14 protein-coding genes are annotated in these 18551 nt (G+C 54.7%); 6 read left to right on the top strand and 8 right to left on the bottom strand.

The genetic code is table 11. From position 1 onward, the window contains the following. Positions 1-47 precede the first annotated feature (47 nt). The 4 genes from DCL27_RS04785 to aphA form a co-directional block, all read right to left on the bottom strand. Positions 48-1397 carry a hypothetical protein gene (locus DCL27_RS04785; protein WP_035600069.1) on the bottom strand — a complete coding sequence of 450 codons (1350 nt, stop codon included), beginning with the start codon at positions 1395-1397 and terminating at the stop codon, positions 48-50. 21 nt (positions 1398-1418) lie between these two features. Further along, positions 1419-2444, bottom strand: a complete 1026-nt coding sequence (locus tag DCL27_RS04780) for a phospholipase D-like domain-containing protein (protein ID WP_005288618.1) — start codon at positions 2442-2444, stop codon at positions 1419-1421. Between the two features lie 8 nt (positions 2445-2452). Further along, positions 2453-3826 (bottom strand): hypothetical protein, encoded by a 1374-nt coding sequence (locus tag DCL27_RS04775; protein ID WP_035600071.1) that lies wholly within the window; start codon positions 3824-3826, stop codon positions 2453-2455. 263 nt (positions 3827-4089) lie between these two features. Continuing rightward, positions 4090-4806, bottom strand: a complete 717-nt coding sequence (gene aphA / locus DCL27_RS04770) for an acid phosphatase AphA (protein WP_228594477.1) — start codon at positions 4804-4806, stop codon at positions 4090-4092. Between the two features lie 1628 nt (positions 4807-6434). On the opposite strand from aphA, the gene DCL27_RS04765 reads away from it, so the two are divergent. Then, complete coding sequence (locus DCL27_RS04765) at positions 6435-7031, top strand: DUF1345 domain-containing protein (protein WP_005288633.1); 597 nt, start codon at positions 6435-6437, stop codon at positions 7029-7031. Positions 7032-7144: 113 nt separating this feature from the next. Next, positions 7145-7852, top strand: a complete 708-nt coding sequence (locus tag DCL27_RS04760) for a GntR family transcriptional regulator (RefSeq protein ID WP_035598784.1) — start codon at positions 7145-7147, stop codon at positions 7850-7852. A gap of 59 nt (positions 7853-7911) precedes the next feature. Here the strand turns inward: DCL27_RS04760 and DCL27_RS04755 are convergent, their stop codons facing one another. After that, positions 7912-8586 (bottom strand): DUF3313 domain-containing protein, encoded by a 675-nt coding sequence (locus tag DCL27_RS04755; RefSeq protein ID WP_005288639.1) that lies wholly within the window; start codon positions 8584-8586, stop codon positions 7912-7914. Positions 8587-9042: 456 nt separating this feature from the next. Between DCL27_RS04755 and DCL27_RS04750 the strand changes: the two genes are divergently transcribed. From DCL27_RS04750 to nifJ, 3 genes are all read left to right on the top strand, one after another. Then, positions 9043-9969, top strand: a complete 927-nt coding sequence (locus DCL27_RS04750) for a LysR family transcriptional regulator (protein ID WP_035598807.1) — start codon at positions 9043-9045, stop codon at positions 9967-9969. Positions 9970-10368: 399 nt separating this feature from the next. Continuing rightward, complete coding sequence (locus DCL27_RS04745) at positions 10369-12006, top strand: NAD(P)-binding protein (RefSeq protein WP_005288648.1); 1638 nt, start codon at positions 10369-10371, stop codon at positions 12004-12006. Continuing rightward, complete coding sequence (gene nifJ, locus DCL27_RS04740) at positions 12003-15584, top strand: pyruvate:ferredoxin (flavodoxin) oxidoreductase (RefSeq protein ID WP_035598788.1); 3582 nt, start codon at positions 12003-12005, stop codon at positions 15582-15584. Before DCL27_RS04745 ends, nifJ begins: the two co-directional genes overlap by 4 nt. A gap of 56 nt (positions 15585-15640) precedes the next feature. Here the strand turns inward: nifJ and DCL27_RS04735 are convergent, their stop codons facing one another. The 3 genes from DCL27_RS04735 to mltB form a co-directional block, all read right to left on the bottom strand. Further along, a complete protein-coding gene (locus DCL27_RS04735) occupies positions 15641-16174 on the bottom strand; it encodes a rhodanese family protein (protein WP_035598790.1) in 534 nt (177 codons plus the stop codon). Positions 16175-16186: 12 nt separating this feature from the next. Continuing rightward, complete coding sequence (locus tag DCL27_RS04730) at positions 16187-16495, bottom strand: ArsR/SmtB family transcription factor (RefSeq protein WP_035598809.1); 309 nt, start codon at positions 16493-16495, stop codon at positions 16187-16189. A gap of 159 nt (positions 16496-16654) precedes the next feature. After that, a complete protein-coding gene (mltB, locus tag DCL27_RS04725) occupies positions 16655-17743 on the bottom strand; it encodes a lytic murein transglycosylase B (protein ID WP_035598792.1) in 1089 nt (362 codons plus the stop codon). Positions 17744-18222: 479 nt separating this feature from the next. On the opposite strand from mltB, the gene DCL27_RS04720 reads away from it, so the two are divergent. Next, positions 18223-18414 (top strand): hypothetical protein, encoded by a 192-nt coding sequence (locus DCL27_RS04720; protein WP_005294393.1) that lies wholly within the window; start codon positions 18223-18225, stop codon positions 18412-18414. The last annotated feature ends 137 nt before the right edge of the window (positions 18415-18551 follow it).

The raw sequence follows: 18551 nt of genomic DNA, 5'->3' as shown, positions 1-18551 counted from the left end.
AGCCACTAACTGCGGCACAGCAAAGCATGTGCCGCCAGATGATATCATCAGAAGACACCGCTTAGATTAACCCCAAAGCCGGTATGATCATTGCTATCATAGTCATGCTGCAGATATACCCCCTCCGTCAAATACAAATTACTACTCAGCCGTGAGGAAAGCTCTAAGCTGTACTGATGTGCATACAGATCAGAGGTTAACGGAGAGTACTTATTGTATTTAGACATATACTTCAAATCATTCCTCAAGCCAAAGGCATCGCTACTACGATCATAACCCGCGATAATCTGATTCTGCACACCTAAAAGATCAAAATTATAGCTACCATTTACCGTCAGTAATGAAGGACGGACGCGCTCACTCCCCTTCCAGCCTTGGGCAAGGTCACCATCCAGTTTCATATAGTTAGAGTAGATATGATACTGATCAGTAATATCCAAACGACCGTACAGGGCATAGGCTGGCAAACGCCCGTTGGGCTGAGTTACCGCCTCAAACATGTTATTGTCCGGCATGCCAATATCATCACTATCGGTACTACCGATGCCCTTAATATCGGTAATATAAGATCCACCTAGACGCCCACCCACAGGTCCCAAACACCAGTCATAGTGGGTATCGAAGAGATAAGAGCCAATATTGGTTGCCTTGCCAAAGATCTTTTGCTCAACCGCACTAGCACTCGCAGACAGATTATCGCCATGATAGCCTAAGGTCACCGCATAGCCTTGCAGATCCATATAGGATTCGGCACTCTTGGCAATCACGGTCTGATGTCCACGGCCGCCAAAGTCCAAATACTCCAGACCAGCACTCAGATAGACGGGCAATGTATTGTAATCCCCCAGGGTAATCACCGCCGACTTCATCTCGCTAGAGCGAAAATCGTAGAGCACACTCATGGTGGCCCATTGTACCGGGTTAATCACAATTTTAGCCTTAATCTGCGGTACTTCGGTCTGGGTGCTGTAATGACCCTGAGACTGCATAAAAGGTAAATACTTGGAGCTATTGACCTGATAGCGATCGGCAATCCAGCCAGAAGTCAGCGTGAGATCCGCAATCCCCCCGATCATCAGTAACGGAGCCGCATTATGCTTCTTATACTGGAGTATCGATTGGTTATTATCGTCCAATGCATGAGTAAACTGATTACGCGTTAAAACCTTGGGATGGAGCTTCTGCACCGCTTTACTAACCAGGTTCTGTTTCAACTCACTACTTTCTTGACTTTCAGTGACGGCTCGCGCGGCACGTTTCTCCAATACTCGTGTTTGCTGCTCTAATTGGTCCAATTGCTTCTGCAACGCAGCTGTATCATCCTGAGTCGAGGCATACGCCATTCCTTGCATGGCCAGCGTAGCAACAATCAGTGAGGTAATAATTTTTTTATTCATGATTTTAAGTCCGATGCAAGATTAATGTTGTGTCTGGTGTGGCAAGGCAAGATGTGGGGAACTCACAAGTTCTGATACCCGGTAGGCGGGTGTAGCCATATCATGTGCCAGCGTCGATTTCAGCGTATTCAGTACTGTGGGCTGCTGAGTAATAATGCCCAATTCACGGTTGCGCTGTAGTGAGTTAGTCGTGAAGTTCTCCGAACCGATATATGCCTGTTTGCCATCGACTAAGATCGCCTTAGCATGAATAAATGGTGCACTATCTTCCAATACCCGTAGATTAGCGCCCTGACGATATAGCTTAATCAGATCCTGCTGACTCCAAGCAAACGGCGCCTTACTGTATATAATGCTCACATCCACCCCACGCTTCAGGGCTTGTTCGAGAGCCGATACAATCGCCGGATCACTCATCTCCAAAGCATAAATATCCATACTATGCTGTGCACTATTAATAAGTTTTACCAGTGCAGAGGTAGCATTAATCGGACTCCAGACGAGTTGCGAGGCCGTTAACTGTTGTTGCGTTAGATGTGGACGCTGATGCTGCCAATCTGCATGGTAAACATCAACGATCTGCTTCACCTCTTGTGGCTCATCGGTTAAAACCAAAAAGTTACGACTATTGGGATATCGGTCAAAATCCATATTCCCTGTACTGATCAATGCCTTTTTATTGTCAAAGATAAAGGTCTTCTGGTGAGTATAGGTAAAGTCCGGATTAGTCCGTTTAACCTCGATACCTTCATCTTGAAATTCATGGATATTTTTCCAAATAGGGGCATAGTTACCATGAATTCGAGAGGTCATCAGTACGCGTACCTTCACACCTCGTTTCTCGGCTTCTCCTAACGCTTTAATCAGCGTGGGGTCGGAGAACTCATAGATTACAACATCAATATTCTTCTTACTCTGCTGTATCAAGTTAAGAATCGGTTTCTGCTGTACTTGTGGTTCAACATACAACTGTTGCTCGGCCAGCACAGAAGATGAGATAACCAGCAGGCCAATCACTGTCGCCAGGTGAGAGATAACCTTTTTCATCTGTGCTCCTAGATAGAAACGTTAATTTCAACAGCCGTACCAATATAACGGGTTGATCCGGATTCAAAGTCAGTACTATTTGCTTGGTGTTTCCGATACCAGTTACCACCATAGATCTCACTCGAGAGATATACCCCTTTATGCAAAGGAAGATCCCAAATTAATGAAACTTGATTACGCATGGCGGCATAGGGTGTTGCACCAGATTTAGCCGCATCGCTATAATCAATCTCACTATCATTAAAGCCACCGGTAGTGTTATATACCAAAGAGACACCGTTCCACTTATGGAACAGATCGAAGTGGTGAGTAAACGCCAGAGAAACACCCCAAGGGTGACTATCAGCGAAACGCTGATTATCATTAATCTCAGCGCCAAGCACACCATCCAAGGTTTTACTGTAGGTTGCATAGATCTCATTACTACCGATGGTAAAATTGGTAAATAATGTACCTTCAGGTATCTTATGGCTCGCAGATGATCCACGGGCAGTTGCCAGGTGGTTATATTCAAAGCCGCGCACATCACTGGCATAACCGATACCGGCTTTAAAGCGATCGAATAGACCACCCCGGGTAGCGTAAACCAGCTGGCTATTCCAAGCATTAATCGAGCCATTCAATGCCTTATTACCATTATAGCTGGATGAGCTGTTCTCTCCTTGCAAGGCTGAAACGGTGGCGACAATATGCTCGCCAGCATAGCCAGCAGTGAGCGCATTCCCTACCAGTTCAAACTGTCCCTCCGCTGTACTTTCATCGACATATGGCGCATTCATCAGGCCAAAGTCGATATATTTTCTACCTACGGCAAAATAGAACGGTGAGCGGTTCAGGTCGCCAATGGTAAAATTGGCAACGCGTAACTCATCTCTACCGGAGTCACTCAAGGCATAATAGGCCGCCCCGGCAAGCCAAGAGTTAAAGTTGACCGCTCCCTTAAACTTCGCGATCGAGTGCTTATAGGCAAACGGCCTAGCCTGATTTTTATCGTTAAAGTTATCGTGATAACTCATTTTTACCGTGGCTGATACCCCGAACAAAGCCTCTGGATAATGATCCTTTGGTAGATAACGCTTATACTTCAACATCTTCACATCATCCCCGACATGCCCTACAGGGATAGAGCGACCGGCGAAGTGATAGTCAAGAAAAGGCTGCTGAGTCTGGAGCGTACGGGCTTTAATCAACTTTTCACGGATAGCTTGCGCACGCTTATTCAACAGTGCAATTTTCTCTACAATTTGCTGATGGGTTAACGTCTCCTGCATCGCGGGTGACGCTAATGGTGCCTGCTCAGCGGAGGCCGCTATCGCCTGACTCTGGCCGAAGCTCAGTCCTGCAATAGCGACAGAGATTAATATTTTTTTATCTATTTTCATAGGTTCTATCTTTGAGTTATTAACACCTATCGTCCGTCGAGTAGCTAGATAAAAAATATAGCTATGCAAATAGCTAGCATCGATACCCGACGATAAGTGTATTGCACAGAAAGAAATTAAGACCATTCCACGCTGACGTTAACTTAACCTATAGCGATGATCACCCTAGAAAAAAGTGACGACGATACTCTAACAGCTCATAGGTTATTAATGCTCGCGAAGCTAGATTGTTGTGTTCGATTACCTGGAATAGTCGCTCATTATCAGAACTGTGAGTTAATGACGACACGCTCTCCGAAACGACCATTTTTTGGCATTGGCTGATTGGTTGAGTTCAATGGGCGTAGAACTCGAATGCCTTCAGCACCGGCTAAACGCGCATTGGTAATATCATTATCTGAGTCGCCATAAAACATGGTGATATGATGTTGTTTCATATACTCAACTTTAGCGTTATGTTTGGTCCCTGCAAAGATAACCGGGTTCAACTGTGCCGCAGGAATACGAAAGTCATCCTGGAGGATTTTGGTCAAATCCTCTTTGCCGCTCGTTGGCATCGGCCGGCCAGTAATAAAGTAGACATGGTCACCACGTTGTAAATGCATAGCCAGCAGCGCGCGCCCCGATGCCTTTGGCAAGGAAAAACGGCCCCATCCGCTACTGCTAGCCGCATTCCAAAAATCAGTATTTTTCAGATAGGCATTGCTGTCCGGGGAGAATTTTTGTTTTCCATGGAAAAATACCGGACTGGAAAATAACAGTGTGTCATCAATATCAAATCCTACACTGATAGGAGCCTTACCATGCAAACTCTCTGCAATCTGCTCAATGGAAATCCAGTGGATTGGATATTGCTGGGTCAATTGCGTTAAGGTCGCACCTTGTTCACTACCTTCCGGCTGCGATTGAGCGAAAGTCGTCGCAGAACACATCAATCCGGCAGCGACCAACGCAAAAGAAATCAGTGATTTTTTTAACATGATGATAATCTCTTTTTCAGTATGTAGGGTAAGTGGCACGTTATTTAGCTACTATATTTACACAAACTGAAGTTTTATGTGACAGATTTCAAATTTCACGTTATAAGAATAACAACAGATGTTATGTTTTACACATTGAAATAACAGTAAAGTAATGGTTCATGCTGTCAGGATTACCACTCATAGATAATCTTCACCTAAAACAGTTCCGTGTTTTTATATTGCCATCAGTCATCATCACACCAATAAAGTAATCATGACCACATCAGCACATAAAAATTATTTGTGGTAATTAATCTGACAATATTAATTAATATCTCGAACTCATTGGGGATATACGTTGACATCTATTATCTAAATAATATAAGTGCTGTGGTAAAATAACCAACATCATCAAGAAACATCGCCCCCCCACTTTCTCACAATAAAAATTGCAACCTCTCCACTTGCCCGAGTTCCGCCACGACGAGCGGCCGATGGCTCATCCGCCTATGTTTCGTCCCTCACCTTATCGCCTTATCGCCTTATCGCCTTATCGCCTTATCGCCTTATCGCCTTATCGCCTTATCGCCTTATCGCCTTATCGCCCAGGATAATTGTGTTCCTCCCGAGGAGGACATCGGGAAAATAACTCTGTTGAATCAGTCTAACGATTCCGAGGTGAACGATCCGATCACACCGCATCCTGATACCACAGGTCGTACCATGGCAAAGCAGACGTTCAGAATGATCAATTAGAAGGCAGGCCGCAGCCGGGCCGTTACGGATCAGCGCCTGAGCGGATGCCATCCCGAGGGCAATGAGCAATGAGCAATGAGCAATGAGCAATGGGCAATGGGCAATGGGCAATGGGCAATGGGCAACCGATTATCCCCCTTACTCGCGCAAACGGCGATATAGCGTATTAACATGTACCGGATTAAACAGTGGTTGGAAGGCTCTGACTCGGTGCGATGACGATGGTTAGCTTGCCGAGGGTCTGACCAGAGAGTCTACGTTGAACACCATGACCAAAGTAGGGATAACAGAAAGTGTGCGTATTGCTAGGCCGCAGTAGTCGGCAACGGGGATACTCACACCCAATAGGATTTATTCACTACAACCGGTTGGGCAGTACAGAGCGCGACATTGCCACCGGTGGAATTCACTTTATCGCTGATTTTCACCTCGAATATGGCGGTATCTGCAGGGCGCAGACGCGAAAGCCCAGCCCAATCGGTGAGTTGGCCTGGAGTCTCGTCGGACTATACCGAGCCGACGAAAGCGAGCGCCGCCTTGCCTATCCCCTTCTGAGATTCGCTTCCCGCAACGAGGCATGGCGTCATCCTCCGGCTTACCGTCACGCTCGGCACCCTGGCTTGCGTTGACGCGTCGCGCACAATGGAGTGTGGCGATACGCGATCCTATTCCACGCCAGCATGCTGTGATGGAATGACTTCCCCCTGTATTTCCCCCCTCTCGCCAGAGGACTAGCATGCTAAAATGAGGTCAATCACCGAATCAGAATGAAATTATTGTTATTTCTAAGCCTGCAGGATACTTAAGGGATGAATAGACCGTTTTTCCACCGCTGCCCAAGGATCAGACACTACCTGCATGGGCGACCCCGCTTCTTGTTTTCCCTCTTTATGGCCACGATCACCTACTTGTGCCTATTACCTTTCTTTTCTCCGGCCATTCGCCTGATGTTCGCGTGGAATGTCTTTGCCTGGCTCTATATCATCTTTCTACTGGTCAAGATCATCAATCGCAAGGCGCATGATATCCGCAAGATCACCCGGCTAGAGGATGAGAGCGCTAAGATGGTGATCTTCTTTGTGGTCATCGGCTGCTGTATTAGCGTCCTGGTACTCTTCTTGGAGCTCGCTACGGCCGGGCAGACCAGTGGCCACCTAAAGATCCTCCACTTCATCATCACCGGATCGACCTTGATCTCTTCCTGGTTGTTGTTACCGATGGGCTTTACCATGCACTATGCCCATCTGTTCTATGCCAACCCACGCACGGAAGAGCCTTGGCTCCTCTTCCCCGATAAGATGCTGACCCCCTCTTATTGGGACTTTATGTATTTCTCCTTTACCATTGCCGTCGCCTCTCAGACCGCCGATGTCTGCGTCGGATCCCGCGAGATGCGTAAGGTCGTGCTATTACAGTCGGTGATCTCCTTCGTGTTTAACATGACCATTCTCGGCCTATCGATCAATGTCTGCGCCAGCCTCTTTTAAACACTCGACGCCGCCGTCCGTGCTACACGGGCGGTTTAGCCACACGATTTCCCTTGTCTCGCGTCCACAACGACGCTAACGTACAAGACTGGTTTAAACCAAAGGATGATATTATGGAGATGGCCTCGCACGCTGGGCTCGCTAAGGCTCAGATCAGTCGGTGGATCGATGAGGGGCGATTCGGCGCGGGGGAACGCTTACCGGCAGAGCGAGAGTTAAGCGAACAATTAAACGTCAAACGCATGACCCTACGCCAGGCCCTGCTAGCACTGGAGAACGACGCGAAAATCTTCCGCAAGGATCGTTGCGGCTGGTTCGTCGCCCAGCCTCGTTTTCGCTATAACCCTAACGCCACCACCAGCTACAAGCAGGCGGCAATCGAGCAGGGTCGCGTTCCCTCCTGGGGCTATTTGGAGCAGTCTCGGGTGGGGGATGCGCCGGTACATATCCAGACGTTACTTCAAGCCGACCCAACCCAGGGACTCTACCGTATCCGTGGATGGGGCGCGTTAGAGGAACACCGCATCCTGTACCATGAGAGCTATATCAACCCCTTGACGGCCCCCGACTTCCTCGACTGCCTGGGCGAGAATGCCCTGGCCGATGTATGGTCGCAGCATTACCAACGCCAGACCATCACCAGCCACCTAGCCTTCAAGCCGACTCGCCTCAATGCCACCGCCAGTCGGGTGATCGGCGGCAATACCACGACACCGGCGATCCGGGTCGAGAAATTTCGCGCCGATATGCTGCGTACCCTGCTACAGATTGATATCGAATACTGGCGTTTCGACTCCGTCGACTTCTATCTCGATCTCTAACCCGCGCGTCGGGAGCCGCGACGTGCGGGGGACGTCGTCTGACGCCCCCGCGTGATGCCTCACTGGCCAAAACCGTTAAAGGCTCGGATATCCTTACCCAACGCATTCAACGCGGGCTGCATATCCTGTAACCGCAATGGCGTCTGCTCATTGCGCAGCGGATTACCGGAGATCTTACGTACCACTTTCAACACCGGTTTATGGGTCGCCGCATCGATAAACTCCGCCTGGAGATAGACGGCGCTATCCAGCGTACGGTGCCCCGTCGCCGCCTGCGTCCCGGCGATCAACAGCGTAACCGGTAATACCTCATAGAACTGCAACCCCTGTTTTTGGGTATCGATGGCGGTGATCGCCCCACGGAAGATCAACGTCTTACCCGTCGGCTTATCCACCAGCGGATAATGGCTAGCCAGCGCCGCCTTCACCTGCTGGTTGGTGTAAGCCAGGATCTGATCGAGCGTACTCTGGCTAATTTGCGCTGTCGGTTTCGGACGCGGCGCATAGATCACCGGCTGATAGATCAGGCTGTTGAACTGCTTCATATCGATGCCGGGCGCACGCCAATACAAGACCGGCTGCCCCGATGCCGTGTTCCCCCGCGTCACGTTTTCGTAAGGGGTAAAGTAGTTACCGTATTGATCCTTACTCGGTACCGTCGAGGCGCAACCGGCTAACAGCAAGCAGGCCGGCAAGGCGATACACCCTAACGTCTTTAACCTTAATCGTTTCATCTTCCACCGCTCCTTTAGTCACGGCGCCGTTACCTCAGAGAAATCCCCATCCACGACACGGCATCAGCGATACGCCAGACACAGGGCACCCCGCCTCACCGTTATCACGGGACGCGTCGCCATCTGCTATCACACACGATCTCCACACCCGCCGGCGGGATAATAAAAGCGTAGCACAGGCTAAATAGGGCGCGGCCTGGCCAAAAGAACAGGACGAACGCCAAGAAGCATCGGTGCGACGGAATGACGATAACACCTTAAATCTGCTAAAAAAATCCCCGCTGAAAGCGGGGGAAAAAGGGGCAAGTGCCTCGCCGGCTCGGCCCATTGAGGCGCTCGCCCCCTGCAGCGGTTATCATTCGCCGGCATCATAGCCTGAGTCGCTGACACCATCAGCTAATATTTATGCTAAAGATATATATCGATATTGATATATATCTTATGGTCGAGTTCAGAATGAAAGATTATAAATTCGATGAGTTACGTATTGTGCTCGCCATCGCCGGGCAAGGGAGTATCACGCGGGCGGCCCAATTGCTGCTGATGCCCCAGCCTAACGTATCGCGCGCCCTGGCCTCCATCGAGCGTCGCTTAGGGCTGCCCCTATTCAACCGGCATAAACATGGCCTGACGCCCAGCGAATTCGGCCAGCACTTCCTATTACAAGCCGAACAGCTACTGGAACAACAACGTGCCCTGCAAGCACTCGCCGATCAACATAAACGTAGCCTCGCAGGGGGCGTCACCCTCGGCGCCCCCATCGGTATCCATGCCTTCCTGGCGCGTCATCTGCTGGCCCCCCTACAGGCGCAGATACCCGAATTGGTCCTCGATCTGCGCACCCGAATCCCGAGCGCCACCGAACGCCAATATGGCGCCATCTTCGACAGTGACTGCGACCTGCTGATCAGCCCCTTTCAGCCACAGAATGAAAATCTCATCGCGCGTCCGCTGATCGACTTCCGCATGGGGATCTTCGCCTCCGTCGATTACCTGGCGCACCATCCGCTAACCTTGCGACAGGCCGCCGATCTGGCGCCGCACCGCTGCATCACCCTCAGCATGCTGGGCGGTCAACGCAACCTATGGCGTTTCCGCGCTGCGCACGGTGAAATACAGCAGTGTGAGGTCAACGGTGTTTGTATCTGCGATAACCTATTGCCGGCCATCGAATTGGCTCGCCAGGGCATCGGGCTGCTCTATGCGCCCTATTACGCGGTGGCCGCCGATCTTCAGGCAGGAACGCTACAGGCCTGCCTGACGGACGCCGCGAGCCTGCCGATGCGGAGTTACCTGATCTACCGCCAACGCCACACCCTGCCGCACCGCGTCCAGGTGCTGGCTGAGACGCTCTTAAACACACTGCCGCGCCATGTTCCTTGAGGGGAATACATCCCATTTACACAGATTAATGGTTAATTATATGAGTTATTTCAATTAGCTACTTTCGCCGTCTCGCACCGGCATCCGAGCTGGCAAAATCGGCCTAATAGATTGATATGTAATATTATTTGTTCTATTTCTAAAAAATAGAATGATTCGCCAGCCTCGCTCAGAAGAAGAAACGGCGCCATTATTGATCTGACGCAGTTTTTACCCGCCAGTTTGGCGTAATTTTATCCACAATCTCATTTTTATTGTTTGCCGCCCCGTACCCGCTTGCCACGCCAATCGCGTCGGGCCGCTATCTTTTATCACTCGACACCGACTGCTGCGCACTGACGCTGGCGGTCTGTTTTATGGTTGTCTCTTTCCCTGTACAACAACTGATAAAGAAGCAATATGATGAGCAAAAACCAACGTGATATGACGCTGCCACCGGATCTGGGCGCCACCCTCGGCACCGGCCCCATCCGCAGCCAACGCCCTGTCTATCAGGATTCCCTGCCACCCTGTAACCATGCCTGCCCCGCTGGGGAAAATATCCAAGCTTGGCTGGCGCTAGTGCAAGAACAACGCTATGAAGAAGCCTGGCAAACCCTCATCGCCAACAACCCGATGCCGGCGATCCATGGGCGCGTCTGCTACCACCCCTGCGAACAGGCCTGTAACCGCCTGCAGGCCGATCAACCGGTCAGCATCCATGCCGTAGAGCGCTTCCTGGGCGACATGGCCCTCGAGCAGCATTGGCGCCCACGCCTCGATGCCGTCGCCAGCGGCAAGAAGGTACTGGTGATCGGCGCCGGTCCTTCAGGCCTCTCCTGCGCCTGGCACCTGCGCCGCCTGGGCCATCAGGTCGAGATCCGCGAGGCGGGGCCGATGCCCGGCGGCATGATGCGCTTTGGCATCCCCGCCTATCGCATGCCGCGCGACATCCTCGATCGTGAAATCGACGCCCTCCTCGCCACGGGCATTACCCTCACCCTGAATCATAAAGTCGAGGACGTGCTACAAGAGATGCGCGATGGCGGCTTCGACGCCGTCTTTATGGCCATCGGCGCCCATCTGGCGAAGAAGACCGACATTCCTGCGCGCGAGGCCGGCAAGATCCTCGACGCCGTCAGCTACCTGGCCGCCGTCGAACGCGGTGAAGCCCCCCAGCTAGGGCGGCGCGTCGCCATCTATGGCGGCGGCAATACTGCGATGGACGCCGCACGCACCGCGCGCCGCCTCGGTGCCGATGAGGCGATGATCATCTACCGCCGTGACATGGCCCACATGCCGGCCCACGCCTTTGAGGCGGAGGAGGCGATGGAGGAAGGGGTCAAGATCAACTGGTTACGTACCATCCGTGACATCGACAGTACCACCGTTACCGTCGAACAGATGACCATCGACGAGCAAGGACGGCCACAGCCAACCGGCCGCTTCGAAACCCTACAAGCCGACAGTCTGATCCTGGCGTTAGGACAGGACGTCGATACGCGCGTACTGACGCGTATCCCGGGGATCGCCCTGCGTCCGGACGGCATCGTCGAGGTGGATGAACACATGATGACCCGCGTCCCGGGGCTGTTCGCCGGCGGTGATATGGTGCCCTCCGAGCGCACCGTAACCATCGCCACCGGGCATGGCAAGAAGGCGGCCCACCACATCGACGGCTGGCTGCGTGGCCACCCCTATCACAAGGCGCCCAGCGGGGCGGTGTTGGAGTATCCCCGGCTGCACCTGTGGTTCAAGACCGATGCCGATGCCTCACGCCAACCGGAGGTCTCCCCCGAACAACGTGCCGGATTCGACGAGATCATCGGCGGACTGAGCGGCGAACAGGCCACCTATGAGGCCGCCCGCTGCTACTCCTGCGGCAACTGCTTCGAGTGCGACGGCTGTTACGGTGCCTGTCCTGAGGGGGCGGTGATCAAGCTAGGTAAGGGGCTGCGCTACCGCTTCGACTACGACAAGTGTACCGGTTGCCGCGCCTGTTACCTGCAGTGCCCCTGCCATGCCATTGAGATGATTAGCGAGGAGGAAGCCGAATGAGCCAGCCGGATAACGAGGTCATGCTAGACGGCAATGAAGCCGCCGCCTGGGTGGCTTATAAACTGAGTGAAGTCTGCGCCATCTACCCGATTACTCCCAGCTCTACCATGGCGGAGCTGGCGGACGAATGGGCCAGTCGGGGCATGCCCAACCTGTGGGGCGACATTCCCACCATCATGGAGATGCAGCACGAAGGCGGGGCGGCCGGTACGGTACACGGCGCCCTGCAAGCCGGTGCCCTCAGCACCACCTTCACCGCTTCCCAAGGGCTGATGTTGATGCTGCCCAACATGTATAAGATCGCTGGCGAGTTGACCAGCGCGGTGTTCCACGTCGCCTCGCGCTCACTGGCGACCCAGGGGTTGTCGATCTTTGGCGACCATCAGGACGTGATGGCGGCCCGCAGTACCGGCTTCGCCATGCTGAGCAGCGCCTCGGTGCAGCAGGCGCAGGATCTGGCGCTGATCGCCCATGCGGCCACCCTGGAGTCTCGCATCCCCTTCGTCCACTTCTTCGATGGCTTCCGTACCTCTCATGAAGTCAATAAGATCCATAAGTTGAGCGAGGACGATCTGCGCGCCATGATCGACGACGATCAGGTCCTCGCCCACCGTGCCCGGGCGTTAAACCCCGATCAACCGATGATGCGCGGCACCGCCCAGAACCCGGACACCTACTTTCAGGGACGCGAGAGCGTCAACCTCTACTATCAGCGGGTACCTGGCATCGTCGAGCGCCAGATGGCGCGTTTCGGTGAACTGACCGGGCGCCACTATCACCTGGTGGATTACGACGGCCCGGCCGATGCCCGCCATGTGGTGGTGGTGATGGGCTCCGCCTCCGCCACCCTGCGTCAAACCGCGGCCCTACTCAACCGCGACGGTGAGCACTACGGGGTACTGACGGTGCATCTCTATCGCCCCTTCCCCAGTGAGGCCCTCCTTCAGGCGCTGCCCGCCAGCTGCGAGGTATTAACGGTGCTCGACCGTACCAAGGAACCGGGCGCCCAAGGCGAGCCACTGTATCAAGACGTGTTGGCCACCCTGGTCTATGGTGTGCAACATGGCCTACGCCGCGCCTTGCCACGCCTAAGCGGCGGGCGCTATGGCCTGTCGAGCAAGGAGTTCACCCCGGCGATGGCGCGGGCCGTGTTCGAACAGCAACAGGCCGCCACGGCCCGTCCCTTCTTTACCATCGGTATCCACGACGACGTCGCCGGGCTGAGCCTGCCCTGGGACGCCGATTGGAAACCGGAACCGGACGATCAGATCCGGGCGCTGTTCTTCGGCCTCGGCGCCGACGGTACCGTCGGGGCGAACAAGAACAGCATCAAGATCATTGGTGGTCAACCCGATTACTACGCCCAGGGCTACTTCGTCTATGACTCGCGTAAATCCGGCTCACGAACCACCTCGCATCTGCGCTTCGGCCCGCGCCCCATCGACTCCCCCTATCTGATCGGTAGCGCCAACTTTATCGGTTGCCATCAGTTTAACTTTGTCCACACCGTGGAGATGCTGGAGCATGCGCTGCCCGGCGCCACCTTCCTGCTCAACAGTCCCTATCCGGCCGAGGAGGTATGGGGGCATCTGCCCGCCGCGCTGCAGCGCCAGATCCGCGCCAAGTCGCTGGCATTTTACGTCATCGATGCGGCGTCTGTGGCTCAGGCCGTCGGGATGGGCAGCCGCATCAACACCATTATGCAGACCTGTTTCTTCGCGCTCTCGGGGGTGATGGCGAAAGAGCAGGCTATCGAGCTGATCAAGAGCAGCATCCGCAAGACCTACAGTAAAAAGGGCGAGGAGGTGGTGCGCAAAAACTTCCTGGCGGTGGATAAGACCCTGGAAAATCTACACGCCGTCACGCCACCGCCCCGCGATACCCAGGCCGAGGAGCAGGGCTGGCAACTGCCCGCGAGCGCCCCCCGCTTCGTGCGTGAGGTGACCGCAGCGATGTTACTCGATCGCGGCGAGCGTATCCCGGTCTCGCTGATCCCCGCCGATGGCACCTACCCCACCGGCACCACCCGCTTCGAGAAGCGCAACATCGCGCTGGAGATCCCCATCTGGCGCCCCGAACTGTGTATTCAATGCGGTAACTGCGCCTTTGTCTGCCCGCACGCGGCCATTCGCGCCAAGTTTTATCATCAAGATCGGCTCACTGGCGCACCGGATGACTTCCGCTCTGCCCCGATCAGTGCGCGTGGCTTCCCCGAAACACGCTACACCCTCCAGGTCTATCCCGAGGATTGCACCGGCTGCGGCTTGTGCGTCGAAGCCTGCCCGGTACGCCACAGCGAGCCGGGTCAAACGGAGCCCCAACGGGCCATCAGCATGCAGGAGAAGTTGCCTCATCTCAACGCAGAAAAACGGGCGCTCGACTGGTTCGAACAACTCCCTTGGCCCGATCGGGCGCGAGTGGATTTCTCCAACGTACGCGGCGTGCAGTTCCTCGAGCCGCTGTTTGAGTTTTCCGGCGCCTGTAGCGGCTGCGGCGAAACGCCGTATTTGAAAGCCCTCAGCCAACTGTTCGGGGATCGTATGATGGTGGCCAACGCCACCGGTTGCTCCTCCATCTACGGTGGCAATCTGCCGACCACGCCCTGGAGCCATAACGCGGAAGGGCGCGGCCCCGCCTGGTCCAACTCGCTGTTCGAAGATAACGCCGAATTCGGTCTGGGCTTCCGCCTGGCCGCCGATCAACACCGTGCGATGGCGCAGACGCAACTCCAGGCGCTGGCCCCACAGATCGGGGAGGCGCTGGTCAGCGAGATCCTACAGGCCCCGCAACAACGCGAGAGCCAAATCCGCGCCCAACGCGCCCGCCTACAACAGGTACGGGAGCGACTGAGTGTGCTGCGCAGTGCGCAGGTCGATAACCTGCTGAGCCTGTTGGATCACCTGGTGCGCCGTTCGGTGTGGATCGTCGGTGGCGATGGCTGGGCCTATGACATCGGATCCTCTGGTCTGGATCACGTGTTGGCCTCCGGGCGTGATGTCAATGTGTTGGTGATGGATACAGAGGTCTACTCCAACACCGGGGGGCAGATGTCTAAATCGACCCCTCTGGGTGCGGTGGCGAAGTTTGCCGCGAGCGGTAAGACCATGGCGAAGAAGGACATTGCCATGCAGGCCATCGCCTACGGCGACGTATATGTGGCACGCATCGCCTTCGGCGCCAATCCGCAGCAAACACTGGAGGTGCTACGCGAGGCGGAGGCCTATCCGGGCCCTTCGCTGATCATCGCCTACAGCCACTGCATCGCCCACGGCATCGACATGCGTCAAGGGCTGTTACAGCAGAAGCGCGCGGTTTATGCCGGCCATTGGCCATTGATGCGTTACAACCCGGTATTACGCGAACGGCACGTCAATCCATTCATCCTCGATAGCCTACGGCCATCCCTGCCGTTGCTGGAGTACCGGCAACATGAGACCCGCTACCAGTCATTGATGAGCGCGCACCCGCAAGAGGCGCAACGCATGATGGCCAGCGCTCAACGGGTGGTCGATCTACGCTGGGCAGAGTATGAGGCGATGGCGCAACGTGACGAGAGCGCCTTCCCGGATACCCACTAAGCAGTACCCTTACCGCCGCCCGTGCGCTCGCCGGGCGGCGATTAGATACGTTGCGATTAGCGGCTCAGGCCACGATTCCACGGCATCTTCATCAACAGACGCGCCATACCGCAAAAACCACTCACACCGGCAAACAACAGTCCCGCGCCGACAAAAGCGGAGAGCAGGAAAAAGCCCGTCGACACGCCATATCCCAGAATCACCCCCAATAACACCAATGAGCCGGCGGCGATCTGCACCTGACGCATCAGCGGTAACGGTTGACGCCGATCCTCGATCGTCGGCAGACCGGCCTGTTTCCAGCCATTCAGCCCCCCCTGCAACACATAGGCTGGTGCCGGGGCGACACGTGACGCCAACAGCGCCGCATGGCTATCCGAACGCATCCCGGATTGACACATGAAGATCACCGCCGTCTCCGGTTTTAATGCGGGTAAGGCGCTGCCTTGTTGCCACTGGGTCAACGGCACCAACGTCGCCGCGGCGACATGTTCACGCGCATACTCCTGCGCGTCACGAATATCGATCAGTTGCGCGCCCTGAGCCACCATTTCACTGGCCTGACGTGCGTTAAGCACATTGACTTGCATGACAACCTCCCGTTATGGGCAATAGTGTGTTTTCAGCGTGGCGATCAGTTGCGCGACGACTGGATTCTGGATCATGTAACGCACATGGGTACCTTCACGGACGGAGTCGATCAGCCCCTCGGCTCGCATGCGTGCCAGATGCTGGGACGTCGCCGAGGGAGTCAGTCCGACCGCACGCGCCAAGTCGCCGGCACCGGTGCGGGGCTGCCCCAACAGGATGCACAGGATCAACAAACGTTGCGGATGCCCCATCGCCTTCAGTAAGGCCGCCGCCTGACTGGCACTAGCCTGTAGCTGTTGCAACTCACTCGTCTCGCTCATCGTCGCCCCATAGTTTAGATAATTCTTAATTAAGAAAATACTAAAATAAGCGGTACTTGGCAAGCCGATATCGCGCAATGATGTTCAGGGAGGGCAAGAAAGGGGGACTCCCGCCAGCGCGGATGCTGAGCGGCGGGAGCGATACGAGCAGAGGGCCGATCAATGTCCCGCCGAACGGGCCACCGCTTCACCCAACTGCCAGACGGCCATGGCATAGTGGGTACTGTGGTTATAACGGGTGATGGTGTAGAAGTTGGGCAAGCCATACCAATATTGATAGCCATCCCCGACATCGAGACGCAACAGGCTAGCCTGGCGATAATCCCCCAGCGATCCCTGAGGCGTCAAACCCGCCTGTGCCAGATCGCTCAGCGTATAGCGCGTCTTGAAGCCATGATCCAATCCCGGCGCCTGCCCCTTTGCCGGCACCGCCACGACGCCATTCGGCGTCCAGCCATGCCCCTTAAAGTAACTGGCCACGCTGCCGATGGCGTCCACCGGGTTCCACAGATCGACATGTCCATCGCCGTTAAAGTCGACGGCATAGGCTTGGAAGGCCGACGGCATAAACTGGCCATATCCCATGGCCCCAGCGAACGAACCGCGCAACGTCAACGGATCTTTCCCCTCTTCCCGCGCCATCAGTAGGTAGGTTTGTAGCTCGCCACGAAAATAGTCGGCACGCCGTGGATAGGCGAAGGCCAAGGTCGCCAGCGCATCGATGGTCCGCGTCTTACCCATCACTCGCCCCCAACGGGTCTCCACCCCGATGATACCGACGATGATCTCGGGGGGCACACCGTAGATCTGCTGCGCGCGCAGTAACTCGGCATAGTACTGATTATAAAACTGTACCCCATTCTGGATGTTATCCGGGGTGATAAACTTGGCGCGGTAGCGTAGCCAGGCGCCATTGGGGCCAGCGGCTGGCCGGCCCGTCGGGGCCTGACGATCCATCAAACGCAGCACGTAGTCCAAGCGTTGGGTCTGCGAGAGCACCGTGGCGAGTTGCTGACGATCGAAGCCATATTGCTGCACCATCTCATCGATAAACTGAGCGGCGGCGGGATCGCGGGCAAAGTCACCATTAGGCTGGTAGTCGTTATGTTCCGGCTGCAACACAAAGCCACCGCTCTGACTACGGCTCAAGGCCTCCGCCGCCGTCTCTGGGGTGGCGTTTTTCGCAGGATGATTGCTACAGGCACTGAGCAGAGTGATCAGGGGGATAAGTACGATTAATTGACGCATGATAATTCCATAGGATCAGGTCAAATAGATTGGAGTAACGTAATGGTAGAACATTGCCCGCAGCGAGAACATCCCTAGCATGCCTGTATGCTGCCTCTCCGTTTGCGCAATCGGCGTGACCATGCATGCGCGATACCATAATCGCGCGTTATCACCCACAATAAAAAGGGTTATTTTTTATAAACTGTTAACAATGGCACATTGTTCCCCCCCACTCTGCAGAGTAAAATAACTAACGCTGACGCGCCATCGCGCGCATCATGCACCGTAGGGCGGCCTCTGCCGCTATTCGGCTGTGAAGATTGTTACATATTGCAGGCCATTGCGCGTTGCGCAAACGCGGCGTATCCATCATCATTCCGATGGGTTCCTTGCCGGCAGGCAAAACCGCTTCACGCCGCCCACGATTATCTCAACGCAGTTAACCATCGCGCCTGACCGGCAAAGTCATGCGCATGTCGACCTTCAGGTTATAAAAAATGAATCAATCTCAAGACGAAACCTATTGGAAATTCTATAACACCACCAATGGTCAATGGCGCTGGTGTAAAGTCGAGAACACCGGCTATATCATCTGTTGCTCGGAAAAGACCTTCCGCCAACGCGCCGAGTGTATCCATGATGCTCAGGCGCACGGCTACGAAAGCCCGCGAGAATTAACTCACGCCTGATCGACCGCTTCGGAGGCCGATGATGCTCGGCCTTCGCATGTTCTCTCCTCGTACTCTCTCCTCCCTTCCTTACTCGACACGGGCTCATCCCCAAGACGGCTCGCGCATACCCCTAGCCTTCTCATGCCTTCTTCCCC

The organism is Edwardsiella tarda ATCC 15947 = NBRC 105688 (genome assembly GCF_003113495.2).
GTDB classification, from domain to species: Bacteria; Pseudomonadota; Gammaproteobacteria; order Enterobacterales; family Enterobacteriaceae; genus Edwardsiella; species Edwardsiella tarda.
Note: the sequence above shows the minus strand (reverse complement) of the source record. Positions and strands in the feature narration are given on the sequence as shown.